Here is a 22,414-nt window from a genome sequence, read left to right as displayed (position 1 = left end):
TGTGGGGCGCGGCCGCGGGGCCGGCGGACAGCAGCGACCTGTTCGCGCATTTTCTGATCGATGTCGAGATGAGCGCGTGCCAGCTCACGTCGCGCATTCAGCAGGCAATGGCCTCGGCGCAGCTCTTTGCCCAGCGCTGCCTTTTGGGGTTGGAGGCGGACGTTCGGGTCGACGATCCGAAGTGGAGCCAATGGAGCTGGATGAAGACCTTCCGCGTCTGGGAGGCGAGCCGCAAGATCTGGCTCTATCCCGAAAATTGGATCGAACCCGAGCTTCGGGACGACAAGACGCCGTTCTTCAAAGACCTCGAAAACGAACTGATGCAAGCCGAGCTCGATGACGATGCCGCCGAGCAGGCATTCACGCACTATCTGGAGAAGCTCGATCAAGTGGCACGGCTGGAGATCGCGGGTATCTACGAAGACGACGACGAGATACTGCACGTCTTCGGTCGCACGTTCCATGCGCCTCGTACCTATTTCTACCGGCGCCGCGACGGCGGCACCAAGGTCTGGACACCGTGGGAGAAGGTCGAACTCGATATCGAGGGCGACCACATCATTCCGGTGCTGTGGAACGGCAAGCTGATGCTGATCTGGCCGATCTTTGCCGAGAAGCAGCAGGATCAGCAGGTCGTCATGCCGGCGCCCGGCAGCAAGGTGAACGCGGGCACGCGCTATCTCGAAATCCAACTTGCGTGGAGCGAATACCAGCGCGGAAGCTGGAGCGGGAAGGTGGTGTCGGACCCGGTCACTTTCATGGCCTATCAAGGCGACGACAAGGTGTTGTTCGGCGACCGTGTCGCGGCGCCGCAGAATGCGGCGGCGCGCATCCGCAACGATGGCGGCGTGGGCGGCGACGTTCCCACGGGCGGCGGCGGAGGAGGGGGAGGCGGCCAGCCGGGAGGCTCGCTTCCGCCTCCGCCGACTTCGCCGTCGGGCGATCCCAAGCCCGTCGTGCGGCCGGAACTGCTTTCCTTCAAGGCGCTTGTCGCCGGCGATACGCTCGCCGTGCGTGGTTATCTGCGTCGCGACTATCGCAGCGCGCCGGCATCTGGCGATGCTCAGATCGCCTATCCATTCGGCGAGTTCCGGTTCTCCGGTTGTCGCAAGATCGTCACCGCAGTACCGAATGCGCAGGTCGCGCGCCGCAATTTCGCGCTCGCTCCGAGCGGAACGAAGTTCGACCGGATGTGGTTTACCGAAACCGCGTCGTCGCTGATCCTGTTTGACGGAACGTTTCCGACATTCCCGAACCAGATCTTGCCGACCGTATTATCGAGCGTTAATGAGCCGTCCTCGATCGTCGGCAATCCCGCGCTGACGCTTGTGAACAAGCTCGACATTCCCGTCTTGGACCGCACGCCCTGGACGTATCGTCTGATGGCGCCGCACCAGGATTTGCAGTTTGTCGGGGACCGGCCGTTTTTCTTCATGGACGACAGGCGGACCTTCATCGGCCGTTCGACGGGCGCGTCCGGCAAGCGCCTCCCGTTGACCGACTGGGTCAATGCAAACCTCGCGACCGTGTGGCGGGCCGACTACTTTCCGGCTGCGACCGCATCGCCGCCGGCCGACGGCGACGATCCGGCGCCTGCGCCGGCCGCGGCGCCGCCGCGTCCGCTCACGATGTTGGCGCGCACGCGCGACGGCCGCCGTGTCGCGCGCGAGATGGTGCCGATCGACCTGAAACCGAGCGCGCCGCAGAAAACGCTATTGCCGGTTTTCTGGACGACGCGTCGGTATCAATTCGCAAACTTCCATCACCCCTATGTGTGCGCGTTCGTGATGGCGCTGCGACGGCAGGGCCTGCCTGCGCTATTGTCGCTCGACAGCCAGGAGGCGGCCGACCCCGCATCGTTCGATGCGTACCAGCCGCAGCCGCGCGTCATGAAGGCCTATCCGATCGACGAGGTGGAGTTCGCCGCGGGCGGGGCCTACGAAATCTACAATTGGGAGCTTTTCTTTCATATCCCGCTGCTCATCGCGGCGCGACTCAGCAGCAATCAGCGCTTCGAAGACGCGCAACGCTGGTTCCATTTCATCTTCGATCCGACGGGTGCCTCCGGCGGAAGCGTGCCGCAGCGCTATTGGCGCACCAAGCCGTTCTTCGACCGGCTGAGCAGCGACTACGAAGCCGAGTCCGTGAAGGCGATCGAAGAGCTGATCGCGCAAGGCCCGCCCGATGCGCTGAAAGCCGCGGTCGAGGTCTGGCGCAACGATCCCTTCAATCCGCACGCGATCGCGCGCCTGCGCACGACGGCCTATCAAAAGACGGTCGTCATGAAATATGTCGACAATCTGGTCGCATGGGCCGATCAGCTCTTCCGGGCCGATACGATCGAGACGATCAACGAGGCCGCGCAGCTTTACGTTCTGGCGGCAGAGATCCTCGGCCGCCGGCCCGAGATCATCGCGCGCAATCTCAATCGCGTGCCCGAGACCTTCAACAGCCTGGAGCCGCGGCTCGGCGCGCTCGGCAACGCCCTTCAGGATATCGAGTTGCTTGTCGGCAGCGACGACGAGCCGCCGGCCTCGCCTTCGCCGCCATCGCCCGATCTGCCGGATATGGCGCCCTATTTTCCCGTCCCGGCGAACGACAAGCTGCTGGGCTATTGGGACACGATCGGCGCGCGGCTGTTCAATATCCGGCACTGCATGAATATCGAAGGGCAGGCGCGCCAGCTCCCGCTGTTCGAGCCGCCCATCGACCCCGCTCTGCTGGTTCGCGCGCGCGCCGCCGGGCTCAGCATCGGCGAGGTTCTCAGCGACATCTCCGTGTCGCTGCCGAACCAGCGCTTCGAGGCGATCGCGCAAAAGGCCAACGAAATGACCGCGGAGGTGAGAAACCTTGGCGCGGCGCTGATGGCCGCCTTGGAGAAGCGCGATGCGGAAGCGCTGTCGACATTGCGCTCCGGCCAGGAGCTGCGAATGTCGCAAGCGGTGCGCGACGTCCGCGTCGCCCAAGTCGACGAAGCCAAGGCCAATATCGCCGCGCTGGAGCGTAGCCGCGATCTCGCGCAGGCGCGCAAGACCTTCTACGAAAGCCGGGAAACGCTCAACGCGCTGGAGCTGACCTCATTGGTTCTGCTCGGCGCCTCGGCCGTGCCGATCGAGATTTCGGCGCATCTGCGCGTCCTCGCGGGGCTCGTGCAGAGGCTCGGCAACGTCAAGCTCGGATCCCCCACCACGGCCGGCGTCGAAATCGGCGGCTACTTCATCGGCGTCGGTGTCGAGGAGGCGGCGATCGCGCTCGATGCGGCGGCGAGCATTCTCAACATCTCGTCGCAGGTGATCGGCCGTACCGCCGACCATGGTCGCCGCAAGGAAGAATGGGATTTGCAGGCGGAACTCGCGACGATCGAGCTCAAGCAGATCGACCAGCAGTTGGCGGCGGCGCAGATCCGGCAGGCGATGGCCGAAGCCGAGCTTCGCAACCATGACCGCCAGATCGAAGACGCGCGGGACACCGACGATTTCCTGCGCAGCAAGTTCAGCGGCCAGGACCTATACGACTGGACGATAGGCAAGGTATCCGGCCTCTACTTCCAGAGCTATCAGCTCGCCTATGATCTCGCGAAGCGCGCCGAGATGTGCATGCAGCACGAACTCGGCATGACGTATGGCGAGACGTCGATCATCCGCTTCGGCTATTGGGATTCTCTTAAGAAGGGATTGATGGCGGGCGACCATCTGGCGCACGACCTCAAGCGCCTGGAGGTCGCCTATCTCGACGGTAATATCCGCGAATACGAAATGACCAAGCACGTCTCGCTGCTGGCCCTCGCGGCCGGGCAACTGATTGCGCTCAAGGAGACCGGCGCTTGCGAGTTCGAGATTCCCGAATGGCTGTTCGACCTCGACACGCCCGGGCATTTCATGCGGCGGCTCAAGGCCGTGAGCGTCACCATCCCGTGCGTCACCGGCCCCTACACGACGATCCACTGCAAGGCGACGTTGCTCAAGAGCGCCTATCGGCGCACGGCCGACATCGCGACGGGATACAATCGGCGCCCGCCTGACGATCCGGGCGGGCCGGACGGACGCTTCGTCGACGACCGCAAGATTCTCGAATCGATCGTAACAAGCTCGGGCCAGAGCGATACGGGATTGTTCGAGGCGCAGGGGCGCGATGAGCGTTATCTTCCCTTCGAAGGCGCCGGCGCGGTCAGCCGTTGGTGGCTCGAACTGCCGATGCAGTTCAAGACGTTCGACTACAACACGATCTCGGACGTGATCCTGCACCTGCGCTATACCGCGCGCGATGGCGGGGAGGCGCTGCGTGCGGCCGCCGCTGCGGCGGTCTCGGCGACGCTCTCCAACGCCGCGTCCGGCGTGCTGGTCAGGCTGTTCAGCTTGCGACACGAATTCCCGTCGGAATGGGCGCGTTTCGCGCGCGCGTCCGCAGCGGGCGCGAGCAGCATCACCGTCGATCTGTCGGCGGCGCGCTTCCCCTATTTCACGCAAGGCAGGACGATCGTCGTCAGCAACGCGGAGCCGATCGTCAGAAGTGCGGCCGGCCCGGGGCAGACGGGTATCGCGCCAGGAGACGCAGCCGATGCGACGGCCGGCGCCTGGAGCGGTCAGGGAGCGCCTGGAGCATGGACCGTTGCGACGACGATCGATCCCAATCGCGTCGACGATGTCTTTGTACTGCTCGCCTATAGCCTGCGCTCGCAATAGCTCCCGGTTGGGTTGCGGGGAGACGATGAGCGTCTCACCGGCAATCCATCGTTGAGAGAACGTCCGGCTATGGCCATGAGCTCGATCACCTTTTCTAAATGGGGCAATCCGATCGTGGCCTGTTCCGGAGCCCGGCAGGCGTCTGTCAGCATCTCGAGCAGCGGACTCTCGTTCCATGGCAACGCTGCCGCTGCCGCTTCGCCGTGAAGAATGACAGCGGATTTGTTCGGCTCCGATCGCAAAGTCTTATTCGCGCCGATGATTTCGAACTCCACCTCTCCGCTATCGGCGGCCGCGAAGTTGGCCGGCAGACATCGGGATAATTCGACCGTTACGATCGCGCCAGCTTGGAATCGAATCAAGCAGACCGCAGTATCAATAAGCATCTCATTGAACAGCGCACTTCCGCTTACATATACGCTTTGGATCGATCCCGGAACGCAGGAACAAATAAAGTCGAAAACGGGCCAGCCAGCTTCGCGAACGATGTCGACATCAGTTGTCGCGTTACGCTTTGTGCGGAGGGCTAGATATATCGAATGCAACTTGCCGAAGGCTTCTTCGCGGATCAGCCTTTTGGCCTGGAGGCCAGCTTGAGTGTAGCCGATCCAGCCTCCGTGTAAAATGCGACCTCGGCCTTTCGCCGCAGCGCTGCGGATTATGTCGATCTCGGCATCGTCGCAAATCGTGGAGGGGGACAGTACGAGCGTCTTCCCGCTCTGAAGGCCTTCCTCGAGAATCTGGCGTCGATTGCTATTTGAGAGGACAAGGATGACCGGTGCTGGATCGGACAGCAGCGCGGTCCATGACGATGAGAACGGAATTCGAGCCGCGCCGGCCTGTTGCGCCACGACCGCACGATCTTGGCCGTCAGGGCTCGGCGCCCAGTGGCGGAAGACCATGCCAGGAAACAGCGCGGCGTTGCTAACAATCCAACATCCGTGTGAATCCGTGCCGATGATGTTGACTGCCGATTTGCTTTTCACGGTCGCTACTCCGGCGCAACAGGCAGGCCCGTCTTCGCTGACTCGACGGCTGCTAGCGCTATGGACAATGCGGCGCGAGCGTCGTAAGGCGAAACTCGTGGCGTTCGCTTTTCGTCAATTGCTGCGACGAACTCAAGCAATTGTCGCGTGTAACTATATCTCGTTGCCATAAGTATTTCTTCGTAAGCTGGGAAGCTTGCGCCTTGCTCGTGAAAAAGAGAAACACTGACTGAATCGCTATCCTTTGCGCGAAGCAAACCTCTTTGCCCATAAACTTCAAGCTGGTGAAAGGCAGGATAGCTGCCCGGGGGCAAGCGTGAGATTTCACTGGAGCCAATGCCCCCGTTTGAAAATTTGACTGTAAAGCTTATGAAATCGGGAATGCCGACATTTCCTTCGCCGGTGACGTCATGTTGCGCATAAACCGAGACTGCCTCGGCACCGACGAACCAGCGTAAGATATCCGCCTCGTGCACGCCGGCCATCAAGGCGACGCCATGGCTTGTCTTCGGATCTCCGCTCCAATGGCCTGGCCGCCAAAGTACTTTCGAGAGCCCGCCGAACGAGCGATTTCGCCGCTCATTCTCGCGAACGAGGCGGACGTCACCGATCTCCCCGCTACGCAGCACTCTTTCAACTTCGAGGTAACGGCGGGTAAAGCGGCGACTATGCCCGACGAGAAGGCGTACATTTGCTCGCTCGCATGCGGCGATCATGGCATCTGCTTCGCGCAGTGAATTCGCCATCGGCTTTTCGCACAATACATGCTTGCCCGCCGCGGCCGCCGCAACAACCTGTTCATGGTGCATGAACTCCGGCGTGGAAACGATGACAGCATCGACGTCCGGACGGTCCAGCACGCGGCGATAATCAGAATAAGCATCGGCACCCCAGGGTTGCGCGACGCGCTTTGCCGCATCGAGTTCGATGTCGGCTGTGGCGGTGAGCCGAACACGATTCGAAAGGTCGGCAAGAGCGCGGGCGTGGGCGGTTTGAGCAATTCTGCCGCAGCCGATTATTGCGAGTGAGAGACAAGCCATCAATCACGCTCACATTCACTAGAGGTAAATTGCTTGCCGCGTAGACCTGGCCAAAATCGCGAGCGCGCCTCGCAGGCTTGTTGCCTCTCTAAAATTGGTATGATTAGATGTGCTGACTGGTCAACAGATTTTACCTGCATCAACAAATGAAAGTCGAGACCAGGGCGGCGCTCAGAGTTGGTGAGGGGTAGGTGAATGAAGGGAAGAACAATGGACGAAGTCGCTTTTCTTCCCGCTCATATGGCGCTCTCAAAGATCCTTGCCGGTGAATTGTCGACGCGTCAGGTTATTCAGGCTGCCCTAGACCAGATTGAAAAGCTTGATTCGACGTTGCACGGCTTCATCACGGTCCGAGCAGAAGACGTCCTGCGCGAAGCTAGTGAAATGGACGAGCGCTACGCGCGCGGCGAGCGTCTGCCCCTGCACGGACTACCGCTTGCCGTTAAGGACGTTATCGCGACCGCCGGCATACGCACGACTTTCGGTGTTCCCGACTTTATGGACAACGTTCCTTCTGTCGACGCCGGCTACGTTGCAAAGTTGAAGCAGGCTGGCGCTCTTATTATCGGCAAGACCAGCACGCCGGAGTTCGCGGCGTACGTCAACACGCGCAACAAGATCGTCGGCACGACCGTCAATCCGTGGAATTTGCAGCTCTCCAGCGGCGGCTCTAGCGGCGGCACCGCGGTCGCGATCGCCACAGGCATGGCCGCGCTCGGCGTCGGCACGGACTTCGGAGGGTCTGTCCGCTTTCCCGCCGGTTTAACCGGCACAGTCGGCTTGCGTGGAACCCCCGGCCTTATTCCGCCTTACCCCAGCCTTTGGGCCTGGGATACGTTCGCTGTTCCCGGGCCCATGTGCCGCACCGTGGCCGACACCGATTTGATGTTGCGTGTGATGAGTGGGCCAGATCGGCACTCGCCGCTGCCGCCCCTTCCTGCCTACAGTGGACCGGGAAAGATAGACGCCAAGAACTTGCGCATCGCTTGGAGCGAGGATCTCCATGAGCTCTTCCCCGTCGAACAGGAGGTGCGCCGCGTAATGCGGGAGGCGAGAAGCGCCTTGGCGGGAATTGGGTTCTCGATTTCTGACGCGGCGCCAAGATTGCATGGCGTCGAGGAGAGTATCGTCCCGCTGCGATCCTTGCGAACATTGATCCTGCATGCTTCGCGCCTGGACGATACCGATAAGCTGAGTAATCGCCTGTTGGCGCACTCCATCGAACGCGCGAAGACAACGGCGGCTCTCGACGTGGCAAAAGCCGAGATTGCACGGCAAAGGGCCTGGGAGAGCGCAGCCACCTTCTTCGACGACTTTGACATCCTCGTCATTCCCGCGAGCCAGATGGTGGGCTTCGACAAGGACATTGCGGCCCCGACAAAAGTCGACGGCGTCGAGTTCAGTGAGCCGCTCTTTAGCTGCATGAACACCTACGCGATTACCATGCTTGGCTGGCCGTGCCTGGTGATCCCGTGCGGTTTTGCGAAAACCGGCGAACCGATCGGGCTCCAGATCATTGCACCGCTTGGGCACGAGGCGCGCCTCATGGCGCTCGGCCTGCTGATCGAAAAGGAAACAGGCTGGACACGTCATATTCCACCGATGGCGCGATAAGCAGGATGATTTTCACAGCAAGGAATGAGATTGGCGTTAGACTCGAGGAAGCTCGGCGCTGCAGAATCGCGCGAGGAAGATTTGCCACTTCTTGAGGTCGAGAACCTGAGCGTCGATATTTCCGTTCCGTCCGGGACGCTGCACGCCGTGCGCGATGTGTCATTGTCGGTCGGAAGTGGAGAAACGTTGTGTCTCGTCGGTGAGTCTGGTTGCGGCAAGTCGCTCACGTCGTTGGCAATCATGGGGCTTTTGCCGTCATCGGCCGTGCGTACGGCCAGCCGGCTTTCGTTCGACGGCACCGACATCCGCGCTGCCTCACCCGGCACTCTTCGCGACATGCGTGGCCGCGACATGTCCATGATTTTCCAGGAACCGATGACATGTCTCAACGCCTGCCTGACCATCGGTGAGCAGTTGATGGAGGTTTTCCATCGGCATCGCAGAGGAGAGGGGCGAGCCGAAGCGCGCGAACGCGCGCTTTTTCTGCTCGACAAGGTTGGAATATCGCGGCCGACCGAGCGGCTCTCGCAATACCCTCATGAATTCTCTGGGGGCATGCGACAGCGTGTCATGATTGCGATGGCATTGATGTGCAATCCGCGCCTTATCATCGCGGACGAGCCGACAACCGCACTTGATGTCACGATACAAGCACAGATTCTTAAGCTGCTTCAGGATCTGCAAGAAGAGTTCGGACTAGCGCTTCTATTGATTACGCACGATCTCGGCGTCGTGTCGCACATCGCGCATCGTGTCGGCGTGATGTACGCGGGTCAGGTGGTCGAGGCGGGGACCGCCGAAGATATTTTCGGACGTCCCTCTCATCCTTATACGCGAGGCCTCCTCGCCTGTGTGCCGGGCGTGTCGTCTCACGCACGCGGTACAAAGCTTGGGTCGATCCCAGGCCAGGTGCCAAATCTCCTCCATGATCTCCGAGGTTGCGGCTTCCGTAACCGATGCTCTTTTGCAGTGCCGGACTGCGCCAATCCCATTCTGCCGAAGAGCGCGACCGTGCCTTCTCACCAGTATCGCTGTATTTTGCCGCCGTTTGCTCCTCCCACAATAGTGATCGATGCATCGCGTGAAGCGCCAATTGATCACGCGCCGCTTCGTTCACAGTCGGATATCGTTCTCGAAGCGAGAAACGTCACTCAGACCTATCACGCATCTAGTAGTTTCTTCGGAAAATCCCGCTCCGTTCTTGCCGTGAACGACGTTTCGCTTGCAATTCATGCAGGCGAAATCGTCGCCATTGTCGGCGAATCCGGCTGCGGCAAGTCGACGTTGGCAATGATGCTGCTTGGGCTTCTGCCGCCGACGAGCGGAGAGGTGCGCCTGATGGGCCGGCCGCTTTCAACGTTGAAGCGTCATGAGGGGCCGCGACAGATGCAACCGGTCTTTCAAGACCCTTATGCGTCGCTCAATCCTCGGCGTTCGATTGAGGCTATTGTCGCCGAACCGTTGCATGTACAGCGAATTGGCTCGTCGGCCGAGCGCGAAAGACGCGTGCTCGAAATCCTCGATGCCGTCGGGTTGCCGCTTCGTCTACGCAAGGCCTACCCGGCACAGCTTTCGGGTGGACAGCGCCAGCGCGTCGCCATCGCGCGCGCGCTTATCATGAAACCGCAAATCCTGATCTGCGACGAGCCGACATCCGCGTTGGATGTTTCCGTGCAGGCGCAGGTTCTGAACCTGCTGATGGATTTGCATGCGGAATTCAATCTCACATACGTTGTTATTAGTCACAACCTTGCCGTCGTTGAGCATGTCGCGAGTCGAGTTTGTGTGATGCATGGGGGGCACATCGTCGAGGAAGGCGCGACCGAATCCATTTTCCGAGAGCCGAACCATCCCTATACGCGGACCTTACTCAGCTCGATTTTGACGCCGGATCGAGCAAACGATCCAAATCGGACGGGAGAGAGCTTGTCGGCGCGCTGGCACGCCGAGAGGCAAGATTTTGCGCCGACGACGCCTCCGCTTTCCGTGATCAGCACGTAGATTTCTTGAGGGGAACAAGATGAAGAGAGCACGCTGTATATCCTTTATCGCGGTCTTCGTAGCTCTACTCGTCATGACGCCGCTACGCTTTGCTCATGCCGGGAAGGCGGACGATACGCTCACATGGACCAGCGAGAAGGAGCTCGCGACGATCGACCCCTATTTCGGGTTTGTGAAAGAGACACTCGTGATGTCGCTGATGACATGCGACACGTTGGTTTACTGGGATCCGGACACCGGCGGATTTTTGCCGCTCTTAGCGAAAAGCTACAAGCAGGTCGACGATCGCACCTTGGAATTCGATCTGCGCGACGACGTGTCGTTTCATGACGGCCAGAAGTTCACCGCCGACGACGTGAAATACACGTATGATACGATAACCACCCCTGGGATCGGCGTTCTTGGCGGCAGCTACTACGACTGGCTCCAGTCGACCGAAGTGCTCGGCCCCTACAAGGTCCGCATCACGGCGAAGAAGCCGTCGCCGATCGCGCTTCTCAACCTGGCGAACCTGATGCCGGTGTTTCCGAAGGGGCACTACGACAACGCGCCCGTCCAACAGGGCAAAAAGAATTATGGCGCCGTGAAGATGAACTGCACGGGCCCTTACAAGGTTCAGTCGTCGGTGCCCGGCCAATCGGCGACGTTCGTCGTCAACAAGAACTACTTCGATGGCCCGAAAGGCAAGCCGAGCATCGGCAAGATCGTGTTTCGCACCATCTCCGATGTCGACGCGGCCATCGCTGAACTCGTCACCGGCGGCGTCGATTGGGTCTGGAACATCGCCAAGGACAAGGCAGACGCCTTGCGTGGCATGGATCAGGTGCAGATCATCGACGGCCCGGCCATGCGTGTGCGCTACATCATGATGAATTCCGTCGATAAATCGGCCGACAACCCATTCAAAGACATTCGCGTGCGCCGAGCCGTGGCGCATGCCGTCAATGCGGCCGCGATTGCTAAAAACCTCGTAAGCGAAAAATCGGAGATCGTTCACTCCGTCTGCCATCCGCGGCAATTCGGATGCTACACCGATGTCCCCTTCTACAAGTTCGATCCAGCCAAGGCCCGTAGCCTCCTGGCTGAGGCCGGCTATCCGAACGGATTCTCGACGGAGATATTCTCCTTCCGCGAAAGGCCGTGGACGGAGGCGGTGATCAACGATCTAAGCAAGGTCGGAATCAAGGCCAGCCTGCGCTATATGCAATACGCAGCAACCCGACAGGCTCTGCGCAGCGGGGAGGCGAAAATTGCTGACCAGCCGTGGGGCTCTTTCGGCATTCCGGACGCATCGGCGTTCACCAGCTACTTCTTCAGCGGCGGCCCTGACGATATCAACCGTGATCCGGAAATTATCGCGTGGCTGCAAAAAGCCGATTCGTCGATGGACCCTGAGGTGCGGAAGGAAAACTACAAGAAAGCGCTCATCCGCATCGCGGAACAATCCTATTGGGTTCCGTTGTTCACCTATACGCTCGTCTATGGGCTGAATAAGGACCTCGATTTCAAGCCGGATTTCGATGAGACGCCTCGCTTCTTCCGCGCGAAGTGGAAATAGGCGTTAAAAATGATTCGCTTCCTCTTCCGCCGCGTGGTCACTGCGCTGTGCGTTGCCGTCACGGTGTCTTTGCTGACATTCGTGTTGCTGCGCATGTCCACGGATCCGGCGATCGCGCTAGCGGGAGAGGGGGCGTCGGCCGCGGACATCGAACGAGTTCGCGTTGATTACGGCTTGGACCGCCCGCTGCTTGTTCTCTACGGCGAGTGGGCTAGCCGCGCGCTCCATGGCGACCTCGGGCGGTCGCATGCGCTCTCGACCAGTGTGTCGAAGCTGCTTCAGGAGCGCTTGCCCGTGACCTTCAAGTTAGGCGGACTTGCTCTCATTTTCGCACTGGCCTTGGCGCTTCCACTCGGAGTTGCTGCCGGGACATATCCCAATTCGCTTGCAGACCGCGTCGCCATGGCGATTTCAGTCCTGGGCCAATCCATGCCGACCTTTTGGTTCGGCCTCATTCTAATTCTGTATTTCGGCGTTTATTGGCGCCTATTGCCGATCAGCGGCGACACGACGTGGGCGCACTACATATTGCCGGCGTCTGCGCTCGGCTTCTACTCTGCACCCAGCGTCATGCGCTTGACACGAGCCGGCATGGTCGAGGCGCTCTCATCGGACTACATTCGCACGGCGCGAGCAAAAGGCCTGCTCGAGCGCACTACGATTCTTAAGCATGCGTTCGGGAACGCTATGGTTCCCGTCGTTTCGCTGTCAGCCGTTCAGCTCGGTCTGATGCTTGGCGGCTCCATCGTCATCGAGACGGTTTTCTCCCTCAATGGAATAGGCCGCCTGGCGTGGGAATCGATCAAGCGATCGGACTTCGACGTCATGCAGGCTATCGTGCTGGTCGTGGCCTTAATATACATCGGTCTGATGCTGGCGGCCGATTTGCTGAACGCCTACCTCGATCCGCGAATTCGAATGAGCTGACGCGAATGGCGGCGTTGGATGCAGGGATCGACTTCGAAGCGGATGTCAGAGGCGAGCCGCTATGGCGGCGCGGGCTTCGCCGTGCAAGCATTACCGTCGGCGCGACGCTTCTCATAATTATTGTCTTCGCGGCTCTCGTCGGGCCATGGCTCATCACCACCGACCCTTATTTTTCCGACCTGTCGAAGCGACTGATCAATCCGATCTGGCATCCGAATGGAACTTGGCAGCATCCGCTCGGCACCGATGGGTTTGGTCGGGACTACCTCGCCCGGCTCATTTATGGCGCGAGGATCTCGCTGGCGGTCGGTATTATATCCACGATCCTATCGGGCGTTATCGGCACGGCGTTGGGGCTCGTTGCGGGCTATTTCGGTGGACGCGTCGATGCGGTCGTCAATTTCGTCATCATGACGCGCTTGAGCATGCCGGTGGTTCTCATTGCCACCGCCGTATCGTCGCATTTGAGCGGCTCTTTCCTAAGCGTCACGATCGTCATCGGTTGCTTAATCTGGGACCGCTTCGCCGTCGTGGTGCGGAGCGCCACGCTGCAAATCCGGCAGTTGGACTACGTGAAAGCTGCGCGAGCGATCGGAGCATCGACTTCGCGCATCTTGTTGCGGGAGCTGCTTCCCAACCTATTTCACTTCATTGTCGTCGTAGCGGCTATCGAAATGGCGCACGCTATCATCATCGAGGCGGCGTTGTCGTTTCTCGGTTTGGGCATTCAGCCGCCGACCCCCTCGTGGGGGCTGATGATCGCCGAGGGTAAGGCGCTGATGATGTTCAAGCCCTGGGTGATCATGATCCCCGGGACGGCGTTGTTCGTCTTGATCCTTGCCGTCAGTCTTCTCGGTGATGGCCTCCGCGATCTTATGAGCAGCGAAGTGCGAAGATAGACGACATTATCGATCAATCAGGGGCGGCGCGACGAAAGCGCCCTATCGCAAAGGGAGTATGACGGTGGTCAATCCAGTTATCTACGTTACACGCGGCGAGATGCCCGACGAGTTCGAAGTGAAGCGGCGCGAATGGTATAAAGCGAAGCATTCGACCGATGTTGTTGGCGTCGGTTTTTGGAGTGCGCGTGGCTATCGCTGCCAGACCAAGCCGCGTAATTTCAATATCTATGAGCTCCCCAGCGCGGATATCCTCTCAAGCGACGCATATATGAATATGCGCAAGGCTGACACCTTCAGTCCCACGGTCATGAAGACTTTTGAGTACATATCGGCTGCGATCTATACACAAGTCAGCGTAGAGGATGCGCAGGGCAATCCACTTGAGAACGTACCGAGCGTTCGTGGTCCGGTGCTCGTGATGCTGAACTTCGATACCGAGGAATCCGAAGACAAAATTCGATCTTGGTTTGAGGACGACGTCGTCAAAAGCCACCGCAATACAAACGGTGTCCGCACGTTCAGGCTATGGGAGCAGCGCGCCGCACATCCATTATTTCCGCCGAAAGAGCCACGTTGGTGCGCGGCTGTGGAATGGGCGCAGGATCCCGGCGAAACCAAGAAGCGTCTTTATGACGCTGCGACGAGCAGCAAAGTAAAGTTGACGAACGTTCGGCCCGACATCGCGACCAAATGGTACGGTCTTGTTCGCGAGGACATCTTTGAAAGCGCCGGCTGAGGGCGGAGCGCTCGAACCGCTCGTAACCCGTCAGCGTTCGTTGGGATCGGCGGATGATCTCGCGTCGATCATGGTTATGAAAGGCGCGAAGTCACTTCGTTTGACGTCCGCGTGGACGCTCATCAACTGCTGAGCCTTGAGGGCATCACCGACACAAATGGCTTCCGTGATCTCAAGGTGCTCTTCGACCGACCGCTTCAGCCGGCCGGGGAGTCGTAGGGTGTAATTACGATAGGCGTTGACGCGCTGGCGGGCCTGGCGAGTGAGCCGCTCCAGATAACTGTTCCTCGTGCTGCGATAAATTCGATCGTGGAAGGCAGCATTGGCGACGAAATATTCCTCGACGGACTTTTTTGCCGCCGTGCTGCACCGCTTGGCTAGGCTTCGCAGCTCGTCTTGGCCGCGCGTTTCGAGCCTCTGTGCGGCATAGTAGGCGCACAGGCCTTCGAGGCCGGCCATCGTCTCGAATAGCTCGAACACTTCTGCCGCGGTTAACGAGACGACGTAACTTCCTGACCGCGGCTTCACACGAATCAATGCCACGGAAGCAAGACGGCCGACGGCGTCGCGAACGGGAGCGCGCGAAACTCCGAAGCGAGTCGCAAGCGCGCGCTCGTCCAACCGCTCCCCGGGGCGCAAAATACCTTCTAAAATTTCACGCTCTAACGTGCGCACGATGTCGTCGCGCGTATATTCACCGTTTCTTGCCCTGGTTGGGCGAGGAAGTGATTTCGGTTTCTTCGGCAAGTTAATCGACTCCGGCTGGTAGGGGTGAGCGACGACCGGCGAATCTTCGTCCTATGGCGAGCTATCGAGCCACTTCGGCAGCGCTGCGCCGCAGAATTTGGGCACCTGCATCAACATAGCCGGCGAGGGTGCGCCGTTCACGTCATCTTGTGCAGCTAGGCCATCTAGTCATACCAGACGGTATCTGACATGTGTCAAGCTCGCGGCCATGAGAGAACATGGCGCCGATTGCGCCCGGGGGGCCAACCAGAACGCGGTGCCATCGAGTAAGGCGTTTTTCGTCTTTCTTCCTACAGGGGAATCAGATGTCCGAAGGAAAGTACCGCTTTCAATTGATCAACGCGTTTCGTCTATCTGAAGAGGCAGGCTTCACTTTGCGTGCTTGGAGCGGCCCTAAGGAGACGTTGATCTATAATTACCAGGATGTCGCGCCTTCGCTCTCTGACGTCACATGGGACGTGCATCCGGGGGCGCTCGCGACCCACGGGGACTGGCCAGTCGAGAAGTTGGAAGAATTTGACATCGTCGGGGTCAACCGACTGCCGATCGTGCGTGAATCCTGCGCGAGTGGAAAATACAACGCAATTGTCCTGCTTGGGGGTGGCGATCCGTCCTACCTCGCCGCGCGGGAGATCGGTCGGAATTTCGGCGTTCCGGTCACGTCATGTGCCCATGCGCAAATGAACGTCGCGCGCATGTTGGGGCGACGATTCAGTATCGTCGACATCTCCGAGACTCATAATATGCGCATGTACAATCTGGTCATGCAGTACGGTTTCATTCATGAATGCGCCTCGATCCGCAATATCAACTTTCCGCTGCCTCGCCCTGCCTACTCGAACGAACCATCAATCCAGGACGAGCAGAAGAAGGCTCTTAACGGGGAGCGCTCCGAAATGCTGGAAGCCTCTTTAACGGAGGCGGTCGCCGCAATTGAGGACGATGGCGCGGAGGTGATTATTCTCGGTTGTTCGGCGGCGTTTTGGATGCAGCCGCCTCTTCAACGGCGATTGCAGAGTGCGGGCTGGGAAGTCCCGGTGCTGGAGGGGACGCGATCGGCGATCGAGATGGCGAAGCTATTGGTCAATCTCGGCGTTGATGCCAGCGGCCTGATGCTTCCAAGCGAGCGCCCGAAGAAAGTTCGTCGAAGGAAGATATTCTGAGCACTGAGATGGCCGTCTTCCAGAAACATTCGGCGCATCAAGCCTGTGTCGAGGCCATTTGGCGTGTAAGTTGAATGCCGTGAGATGTGCCGTTGGCGATACGCGGGGGTTTAGCAGCCGCCGCGATCTTCCTGCCGGGCGGCAGCGTACCGCCGAAGACGCGCGCAATGCAAACAACCTAGGCTGGGGGCGTGCGATAGCAGTCTCGAAGGCGGTGAGCATCGAGCGGCATCGCCACTCTCCCCGAGGGCGCAATGAAGGTTTCTGTAACGTGCCTCGACGAGTTGCTGCGGCGGCCGCAAATCAGGGACCTCACTTCGCAGCGTAGCTGATCGGAGCACGATATTGGTGCCGCACAGCTGTAGGCTGTGGTGGTGCCAGTGTGCCAACTCAGCGACGGTGGTGTTCCAGACAGGGGGCTCCGGCCGCGCCCTACGAAGCAGACCAATTCGACGCGCGAGTTCTAGCTCAAACTATTTGGGTGTTCCTGCCAAATCGGTTTCTTAAGCCTCAAGTTGGCTTCTGGAGGAAATTGCGACGTCCAGTGATCCGCACATTCCGCGCTTGTTGGATTCCACACGAGAGGATGTCCCAAGGCGTAATCCAAAAACTTCTCAAGCATCAGTAACCTGTGAGGCCATGAAATCGCGTGAGGATGAAGCGTCAGGCAAAACTGCCGGCCGCGCTTGAACTGCGCCTCGAATTCCCTCTCGCAATTTCGAAGAATGCGCCAGGGTTTTCCAATCCCGTTCCTTTTTGCGGAAACATCAAGAAAAACTGATCGTCGAAGTGGTAGTAGTGTGGCATCGTGAGAATGGCACGACGTTCCTCGAAATTCTTGACCCAATAGTGAGGAACATCGTCCGCGAGACTGTTGCCCATATAGGCGTAGCCATGATCTAGCAGGAACGACATGGTGTCGCCGCTGATGCTTCCGCCGGCGAATTTGTCCCCCGGGTGCGGCAGGGAGAACCATCCCCAAGGGCCGAACACCTGTGATTTCCTGCAGAATTTCGGTCGTCTTTTTTAGGCGGCAAGATTCCTCTCTTTTTCAGGCGGCAAGATTCCTCTTCGGGTTCAAGAAGACTGACGTCTTCATGTTTGAATCCGTGAGCCGCAATCTCATGGCCCTCGTTCTGCAGCCTGCGAATTTTCTCCGAATAGAGCAGGGCCAAGACCGCAGGAACAGCAAAGGTTGCTCGTACATTGCGGCGCTTGAGGGCTGAAACTAACGCGTCCAGTCCGCCGTGCATTCCGAAATAGGCATCCGGCGTCTTTAAGTCGTTTTTCTTGATTCCCTCACTGTCACAGGGAGGGCTTAGGTCTACGACGACGCGAAAGTAGCAGCGATGAGAGCCTGGCCACTTCACGGCCCGGTCTGAAATGCTCACCTCGTCACTGATGGTGTAACGGTCCTTCCAGGGCATCGAACGGGTCCTGCTACTCTAGCGTCACAAAGAGTTCGCGGGCAAACGTAGGCAGTGGCGCGCTACCGACTCGCAAGTGGGAAACCAGACGAGCGGCAGTGTTTTCATCCGCAAAATCAAGCGATCGAGCATGGCGATGCGAAGGGCGCGTCCCGATACAAATGGATGCAGGCAAATATTGAGATACTCGCCCCCTTGTCTGTACTGCTGCAGAAAGGCGGCCCACCAAATTTCGAAGACGTGATCTGGATCCATCATTCGTTGGGATGCATTTTCGGTGTTCATCCAGGCAAAACTGAAAAACATCGCGTCATCGATTGCGAAGTGAAAAGGCAAGTTGAGGAGTCTGCGCGATTCACCACCATTGAGGAGAAAGTGAGGGCGATAATCAGGCGTCTCGTGCGAGTTGTAGAGAAATCCCTCGTCGATGATGAGCAGCTTGCGTGTATGCCAGCTCCGTGTGCCGACCGGCCGCCGGCCCGTTAACGTTCGATGGCGTTGATCGACTTCGAAAGATGCGCACGCTCAACGTCAGGCTCTGCGGGGACGCGATGTTCCCACATATGATCCGCAACCTCATGACCGCGCAGCGCCGCAGCTTTCACGGCCTGCGGATAAAGCTCGCAGATGCGCCCGGCGCAAAGATCGTCGCTTGATATTGTGAAAGTCAAAAAGGTCTAGCAGTCGCCATATTCCAACGCGACCACCAAATTCGCCTTTCGCCAATTGCATCGGCGGCTCGTTGAGCAGCCGCCGCAAAAGCATCGCATCGAAGTCAGCCGTGAAATTCACGGTAATGCGGGCGCCGTCCGGCCAGTCGACACGATCAATGACGTCATGTTCGGCGTTGTAAGCGGCCGCAGCCGTTCGAAGGTTCGCGACCTCTTGATCGATATCCGCTGGACCGGTCATCTGTTTACCGCCCCCCGGCGACGGCGAGAGTTGTGCCGGTGATGTACTTTGCTTCGTCGGACGCGAGATACAGAACTGCATTCGCTATATCGATTGGCTCACCAAGGCGGCGAAGCGGCGTGGCACGTACCGGCCCGTATTCAAGTGCCTCCATCGCGCGCATACGCTTGCTGTTTTTTTCTGTCTCGATCGGGCCCGGCGCGACGGCATTCACCGCAATGTTGTACTCCGCGAGCTCCAGCGCGACGTGCCGCGTGAATCCATGAATAGCGGCTTTTGATGCGGCATAGGCGGCGTTGCCAGTATAGTAGGCCGTCCATGGCGTGCCTTCGCGCGCTCCGGAAGAAAGGTTTACGATTCGGCCAGCCTTTCTTGACCGCATATGGCCTGAGGCTTCACGGGTGCATAAGAACGCCGAGCGCAGATTCAATCGAATGATGAAATCCCAATCCTCGGCTTTCGCCTCCCAGATATGGCCGGACGTTCCGCCCCCCACATTATTGATAAGGATATCGATGCGATCGTGCGTATCGAGCGCTGTCGCGAACAGCTTCTTCACGGCGACTTCGTCCGTCACATCGGCGAGAACGGACGTCACCGGGCGCCGAAGGTCGCGTATCAATCGTTCGGTTTCCGCCGAACCATCTGCGTCCGTGTCGACTATGACGAGCGACGCTCCTTCTTCAGCAAGGCGCACCGCGGTCGCGCGTCCAAGACCCCCGGCTGCGCCCGTTACGAGCGCGACTTTGCCGCTGACTCGTCCTCTTCCATTTACGTTCAACCGCTCCTCCGAAAGATGTTGAGGGTTTATCGAACATTACATATTGTTATGCACTACAACTCAATCAAATTGTGAACCGTCGTTGAAAGGTTGTCCACTGTGGCTGATCGAATACCTGGGCTGAGCGTTGGCGTATGATGCGGCAACGCAGCTCGGCCCCTCGACCCGCAAAGCCGAAGCGAGCCGCTGATCGACGGCGCTCGGATGTCGACGATCGATTGTTCCTGAAGTCGGTGGAAAAGACCTTCATGGTCCTGGAGTGCTTTGGGCATGAGAGCATGCCTCTGTCGCTGGCCAAAATTGCTCTTGCCGCAAACGTCGATCGGAGCGGAGCGCAACGCGTCTGCCATACGCTCCATGCTCTCGGCTATTTGGAGCGGGATCCGGAGGAAAGAGGCTGGATTCCTGGCAAGCGCGTTTTGGATCGGTCGTTCGATTATCTACGCTACAATCCATTGGTCCAGCATGCCATGCCAATCATCGGTGAGCTGCGGCGCGATACGGGCGAGCGTGTTGATCTCAGCCTGTTCGATGATTTGACGATCGTTTACGCTATCCGCATGCAAAGTAAGCGTCAGACATTCTCCGCCACTTTGGTTGGTCGCCGGATGCCGACCTTCATGTCTTCCGGCGGACGTGCAATGCTCGCCTGTCTTCCTGACGATGAGGTGCAATCGATATTGCGCCGATCGGACCGCAAGCCAATCACGTCGAAAACAATCACCTCGATCCCAAAGATTTTGGGCAAAGTCGAAGAGGCTCGTCGTGATGGCTATGCCTTCGCGCGAGAGGAGGGTCTTCTGGGCGAGATCGTTCTGGCCGCGGCCATTTGTAATCGCCAGGGGAGGCCCATCGCCGCCATTCACGTTGCGGGCTCGCTTTCGGAATGGTCGGTCCCCGATTTTCGACAGAAGATGCATCCGTTAGCGATTGCTGCGGCCCGCGCGCTCAGCGACGGCTAAGGGCTTTAGCCATTAGCTCAGCGTCGAGAGTAGCCCTGCCAGCAAGCGTCCGCGATCCGCGATGTTGCTGACGATGAGATGCTCATCCAGCGTGTGCGGAAAGTCGCCGCAAACACCCAACCCATCGAGCGTCGGAACGCCCAAAGCGCCGGTGAAGTTTCCATCGGAACCGCCGCCCGAATTTTGCGGAGGGATATCGAAGCCGATGTGCTTCGCGATCGATTGGGCATGCGAGTAAAGCGCGTGATCACTTGGGCTTGTGGTCCAAATTGGGCGCATGAGCGTTTGCTCGGTCTCCAACGTGACGTTGGCGTGCGTTGGCGCGAGCGAGCGGATCGTCGCGCTGGAACGTTCAAGGGCGGCGGGGCTTTTCGCGACGCTTAGGATTTCGGCCTCGCATGTCGTTGCCACGCAGTTTACCCATTGGCCGCCGCGGACCACGCCGACGCTGAAGGTTGTCTCGTCGTCTCCCTTGCCGTTGACCGAAACAATTTGCCGCGCCATTTCCTCGATTGCGGAGATACCTTCGTTCAACAGCAGGCCCGCGTGACTTGGCTTGCCGGTGACGGTCAACCGGTAGCGCGCAACGGCATAGCGGCCGGTCACAACGCCGCCATTTCTGCGCCCCGGTTCGGGTATGAGAACGTATTTGTTACGCGAGGCTTCCGCCTCAATGAGCTCCCGGGTGCTCGGACTGCCGATCTCTTCGTCGCTCGTGAACAGAACGGTCACGGGAAGTGGCGTTGGAGCTTTGGCCGCTTGAAGATGGTGTATCGCTTGCAACGCAAGGTAGTTGCCACCTTTCATGTCAAGCGCGCCGGGTCCATAGCATTTGTCGCCCTCGCGCCGCCAAGGAAGCTTCTTTAGCGTCCCTACAGGATGAACCGTGTCTAGATGCCCGAGAATCAGAACGCCTGGTGTGTTCTGATCTTTCGTATTGAAACGGCCTCTCACGCAGTCGCCCATCTGTTTGCCGCCGGGCGCGCGCGATACGTCGGCGCCCAACAGAACGAGATGACGCGCGGCGATGTCCATCATGCGATTGACGGCCGATGCGTCATAGGTTGGGCTTTCGCATTCAACCCAGGACTTAATGCCGGCAAGCGTCTCGTCGACATCGAAGGAAAGGTCTTTCGGATCCACTCGTCCGCTCCTGTTGTATCGGATTGCAATCGATGCATATTATTCTGGAGAAAAACGTTTGTACAACAACCTCAGTTGATCGACGGTCAAAAATAGGGTCTTGACGTGCTTCAATTCACCACGTCCGACAACGTGAAGCTTGCCTACTACATCGACGATTTCACCGCCCCCTGGAAAGAAGCTCCCACTCTGCTCCTGCTGCACTCGGCTATGGCGCATGCCGCCAGGCTGTATGCCTGGGTGCCAAACTGGCGACGCGCTATCGCGTCGTAAGGTTGGATCTAAGAGGCCATGTCTCTTCAGAGATTCCGTCCCCGCAGTCCGAGTTGAGCATGGAGCGGCTTGTCAAAGACGTCGCCGAATTGCTGGATCACTTGGGATGCAAAAGCGTTCACATCGCCGGAATTCGGCCGGCGGGTACGTCGCTCAGCACCTTGCCATGACGCAGCCCGGCCGCGTGAAAAGCCTGGCGTTGTTCGCAGCAGGCACGGGTCTGAGGCATACGCAGGCAACGGGCTGGCTTGAGAAGGTGGAAAAAGAGGGCTTGAGGCCGTTTCTTGCGCGCACGATTGCTGATCATTTTCCACCGGGCACCAATCCGAAGCTCGTCGGGTGGTTTCTCGACGAGGCCGCGAAAAACAATACGCTGTACATTGCGCGGTTTATCGGCCTGATGACGACTCTGGAATGGTCGGACAGCCTTAATTTGATACGTTGCCCGACATTGGTCGTGTGCGGCGGCGGAGACGATCGGATCTCAGAGTGATTACGACCGAATGAAGCAGTCGATTCCCGAATGCACCCTCATCTCCTACGAAGGAATGCCTCATAAC

The 22,414-nt window shown here is 59.0% G+C and carries 21 protein-coding genes; 13 read left to right on the top strand and 8 right to left on the bottom strand.

The window, feature by feature from the left end; genetic code table 11:
- The coding region (locus AB7F49_RS29715) for a neuraminidase-like domain-containing protein (protein WP_428529178.1) at nt 1-4,682 on the top strand (4,682 nt) is incomplete at its 5' end.
- Here the strand turns inward: AB7F49_RS29715 and AB7F49_RS29710 are convergent.
- Together AB7F49_RS29710 and AB7F49_RS29705 are read right to left on the bottom strand one after the other, a co-directional pair.
- Nucleotides 4,661-5,668 carry a Gfo/Idh/MocA family protein gene (locus tag AB7F49_RS29710; protein WP_428529176.1) on the bottom strand — a complete coding sequence of 336 codons (1,008 nt, stop codon included), beginning with the start codon at nt 5,666-5,668 and terminating at the stop codon, nt 4,661-4,663. The genes AB7F49_RS29715 and AB7F49_RS29710 overlap by 22 nt on opposite strands.
- Before the next feature lie 5 nt (nt 5,669-5,673).
- Nucleotides 5,674-6,708 carry a Gfo/Idh/MocA family protein gene (locus AB7F49_RS29705; protein ID WP_428529173.1) on the bottom strand — a complete coding sequence of 345 codons (1,035 nt, stop codon included), beginning with the start codon at nt 6,706-6,708 and terminating at the stop codon, nt 5,674-5,676.
- 210 nt (nt 6,709-6,918) lie between these two features.
- Between AB7F49_RS29705 and AB7F49_RS29700 the strand changes: the two genes are divergently transcribed.
- The 6 genes from AB7F49_RS29700 to AB7F49_RS29675 all read left to right on the top strand — a co-directional run bounded on the left by AB7F49_RS29700 (nt 6,919) and on the right by AB7F49_RS29675 (nt 14,446).
- A complete protein-coding gene (locus tag AB7F49_RS29700; protein WP_428529171.1) occupies nt 6,919-8,322 on the top strand; it encodes an amidase in 1,404 nt (467 codons plus the stop codon).
- An 81-nt stretch (nt 8,323-8,403) separates the two neighbouring features.
- The gene (locus AB7F49_RS29695; protein WP_428529169.1) at nt 8,404-10,323 is read left to right on the top strand and encodes a dipeptide ABC transporter ATP-binding protein; all 1,920 of its coding nucleotides are present in this window, start codon (nt 8,404-8,406) and stop codon (nt 10,321-10,323) included.
- Between the two features lie 19 nt (nt 10,324-10,342).
- Nucleotides 10,343-11,881 (top strand): ABC transporter substrate-binding protein, encoded by a 1,539-nt coding sequence (locus AB7F49_RS29690; RefSeq protein ID WP_428529167.1) that lies wholly within the window; start codon nt 10,343-10,345, stop codon nt 11,879-11,881.
- Between the two features lie 9 nt (nt 11,882-11,890).
- Nucleotides 11,891-12,808, top strand: coding sequence for an ABC transporter permease (locus AB7F49_RS29685; RefSeq protein ID WP_428529165.1), 918 nt, complete (start codon nt 11,891-11,893; stop codon nt 12,806-12,808).
- Nucleotides 12,809-12,813: 5 nt separating this feature from the next.
- Nucleotides 12,814-13,707, top strand: a complete 894-nt coding sequence (locus tag AB7F49_RS29680; protein ID WP_428529163.1) for an ABC transporter permease — start codon at nt 12,814-12,816, stop codon at nt 13,705-13,707.
- A gap of 58 nt (nt 13,708-13,765) precedes the next feature.
- Nucleotides 13,766-14,446, top strand: coding sequence for a hypothetical protein (locus tag AB7F49_RS29675; protein WP_428529162.1), 681 nt, complete (start codon nt 13,766-13,768; stop codon nt 14,444-14,446).
- A 30-nt stretch (nt 14,447-14,476) separates the two neighbouring features.
- On the opposite strand, the gene AB7F49_RS29670 is transcribed toward AB7F49_RS29675, so the two are convergent.
- Nucleotides 14,477-15,193 carry a GntR family transcriptional regulator gene (locus tag AB7F49_RS29670; protein ID WP_428529160.1) on the bottom strand — a complete coding sequence of 239 codons (717 nt, stop codon included), beginning with the start codon at nt 15,191-15,193 and terminating at the stop codon, nt 14,477-14,479.
- 305 nt (nt 15,194-15,498) lie between these two features.
- Here AB7F49_RS29670 and AB7F49_RS29665 point away from each other — a divergent pair, with 305 nt between their 5' ends.
- On the top strand, nt 15,499-16,356 hold the full coding sequence (locus AB7F49_RS29665; RefSeq protein WP_428529159.1) for an aspartate/glutamate racemase family protein: 858 nt from the start codon (nt 15,499-15,501) through the stop codon (nt 16,354-16,356).
- A gap of 663 nt (nt 16,357-17,019) precedes the next feature.
- Here the strand turns inward: AB7F49_RS29665 and AB7F49_RS29660 are convergent.
- From AB7F49_RS29660 to AB7F49_RS29650, 3 genes are all read right to left on the bottom strand, one after another.
- A complete protein-coding gene (locus AB7F49_RS29660) occupies nt 17,020-17,349 on the bottom strand; it encodes a hypothetical protein (protein WP_428529187.1) in 330 nt (109 codons plus the stop codon).
- The gene (locus tag AB7F49_RS29655; RefSeq protein WP_428529183.1) at nt 17,256-17,609 is read right to left on the bottom strand and encodes a polysaccharide deacetylase family protein; all 354 of its coding nucleotides are present in this window, start codon (nt 17,607-17,609) and stop codon (nt 17,256-17,258) included. The genes AB7F49_RS29660 and AB7F49_RS29655 overlap by 94 nt, the downstream gene beginning before the upstream one ends.
- A gap of 198 nt (nt 17,610-17,807) precedes the next feature.
- Entirely contained in the window at nt 17,808-18,089 is a 282-nt protein-coding gene (locus AB7F49_RS29650; RefSeq protein WP_428529157.1) for a hypothetical protein, read from the bottom strand.
- A 209-nt stretch (nt 18,090-18,298) separates the two neighbouring features.
- Between AB7F49_RS29650 and AB7F49_RS29645 the strand changes: the two genes are divergently transcribed.
- Nucleotides 18,299-18,439: a hypothetical protein gene (locus tag AB7F49_RS29645; RefSeq protein WP_428529155.1), complete on the top strand. Its 141-nt coding sequence runs from the start codon at nt 18,299-18,301 to the stop codon at nt 18,437-18,439.
- Between the two features lie 260 nt (nt 18,440-18,699).
- Here the strand turns inward: AB7F49_RS29645 and AB7F49_RS29640 are convergent, their stop codons facing one another.
- A complete protein-coding gene (locus tag AB7F49_RS29640; RefSeq protein WP_428529153.1) occupies nt 18,700-19,476 on the bottom strand; it encodes an SDR family NAD(P)-dependent oxidoreductase in 777 nt (258 codons plus the stop codon).
- Between the two features lie 218 nt (nt 19,477-19,694).
- Here AB7F49_RS29640 and AB7F49_RS29635 point away from each other — a divergent pair, with 218 nt between their 5' ends.
- Entirely contained in the window at nt 19,695-20,438 is a 744-nt protein-coding gene (locus tag AB7F49_RS29635) for an IclR family transcriptional regulator (RefSeq protein ID WP_428529151.1), read from the top strand.
- Nucleotides 20,439-20,450: 12 nt separating this feature from the next.
- Here the strand turns inward: AB7F49_RS29635 and AB7F49_RS29630 are convergent, their stop codons facing one another.
- On the bottom strand, nt 20,451-21,581 hold the full coding sequence (locus AB7F49_RS29630) for a M20/M25/M40 family metallo-hydrolase (RefSeq protein WP_428529149.1): 1,131 nt from the start codon (nt 21,579-21,581) through the stop codon (nt 20,451-20,453).
- A 105-nt stretch (nt 21,582-21,686) separates the two neighbouring features.
- Between AB7F49_RS29630 and AB7F49_RS29625 the strand changes: the two genes are divergently transcribed.
- The 3 genes from AB7F49_RS29625 to AB7F49_RS29615 are packed head-to-tail and all read left to right on the top strand — an operon-like array spanning nt 21,687 to nt 22,347.
- Nucleotides 21,687-21,854, top strand: a complete 168-nt coding sequence (locus tag AB7F49_RS29625; RefSeq protein WP_428529147.1) for a hypothetical protein — start codon at nt 21,687-21,689, stop codon at nt 21,852-21,854.
- A gap of 2 nt (nt 21,855-21,856) precedes the next feature.
- Nucleotides 21,857-22,024, top strand: coding sequence for an alpha/beta fold hydrolase (locus AB7F49_RS29620; protein WP_428529145.1), 168 nt, complete (start codon nt 21,857-21,859; stop codon nt 22,022-22,024).
- Nucleotides 21,961-22,347, top strand: a complete 387-nt coding sequence (locus tag AB7F49_RS29615) for an alpha/beta fold hydrolase (RefSeq protein WP_428529185.1) — start codon at nt 21,961-21,963, stop codon at nt 22,345-22,347. Before AB7F49_RS29620 ends, AB7F49_RS29615 begins: the two co-directional genes overlap by 64 nt.
- Nucleotides 22,348-22,414 lie beyond the last annotated feature (67 nt).

Origin of the sequence: Pseudorhodoplanes sp. (assembly GCF_050250235.1) — a bacterium.
In the GTDB taxonomy this organism is placed as follows: Bacteria; Pseudomonadota; Alphaproteobacteria; order Rhizobiales; family Xanthobacteraceae; genus Pseudorhodoplanes.
The sequence above is the reverse complement of the archived record's forward strand: the minus strand, read 5'-3'. Positions and strand labels throughout refer to the sequence as shown.

Bases quoted from the DNA above. Each gene is read 5' to 3' on its own strand.
- AB7F49_RS29705 (WP_428529173.1), bottom strand. From the start codon at position 6,708: ATGGCTTGTCTCTCACTCGCAATAATCGGCTGCGGCAGAATTGCTCAA.
- AB7F49_RS29700 (WP_428529171.1), top strand. From the start codon at position 6,919: ATGGACGAAGTCGCTTTTCTTCCCGCTCATATGGCGCTCTCAAAGATC.
- AB7F49_RS29690 (WP_428529167.1), top strand. From the start codon at position 10,343: ATGAAGAGAGCACGCTGTATATCCTTTATCGCGGTCTTCGTAGCTCTA.
- AB7F49_RS29685 (WP_428529165.1), top strand. From the start codon at position 11,891: ATGATTCGCTTCCTCTTCCGCCGCGTGGTCACTGCGCTGTGCGTTGCC.
- AB7F49_RS29680 (WP_428529163.1), top strand. From the start codon at position 12,814: ATGGCGGCGTTGGATGCAGGGATCGACTTCGAAGCGGATGTCAGAGGC.
- AB7F49_RS29675 (WP_428529162.1), top strand. From the start codon at position 13,766: ATGACGGTGGTCAATCCAGTTATCTACGTTACACGCGGCGAGATGCCC.
- AB7F49_RS29665 (WP_428529159.1), top strand. From the start codon at position 15,499: ATGTCCGAAGGAAAGTACCGCTTTCAATTGATCAACGCGTTTCGTCTA.
- AB7F49_RS29655 (WP_428529183.1), bottom strand. From the start codon at position 17,609: ATGCACGGCGGACTGGACGCGTTAGTTTCAGCCCTCAAGCGCCGCAAT.
- AB7F49_RS29650 (WP_428529157.1), bottom strand. From the start codon at position 18,089: ATGTTTTTCAGTTTTGCCTGGATGAACACCGAAAATGCATCCCAACGA.
- AB7F49_RS29645 (WP_428529155.1), top strand. From the start codon at position 18,299: ATGCGCACGCTCAACGTCAGGCTCTGCGGGGACGCGATGTTCCCACAT.
- AB7F49_RS29615 (WP_428529185.1), top strand. From the start codon at position 21,961: ATGCAAAAGCGTTCACATCGCCGGAATTCGGCCGGCGGGTACGTCGCT.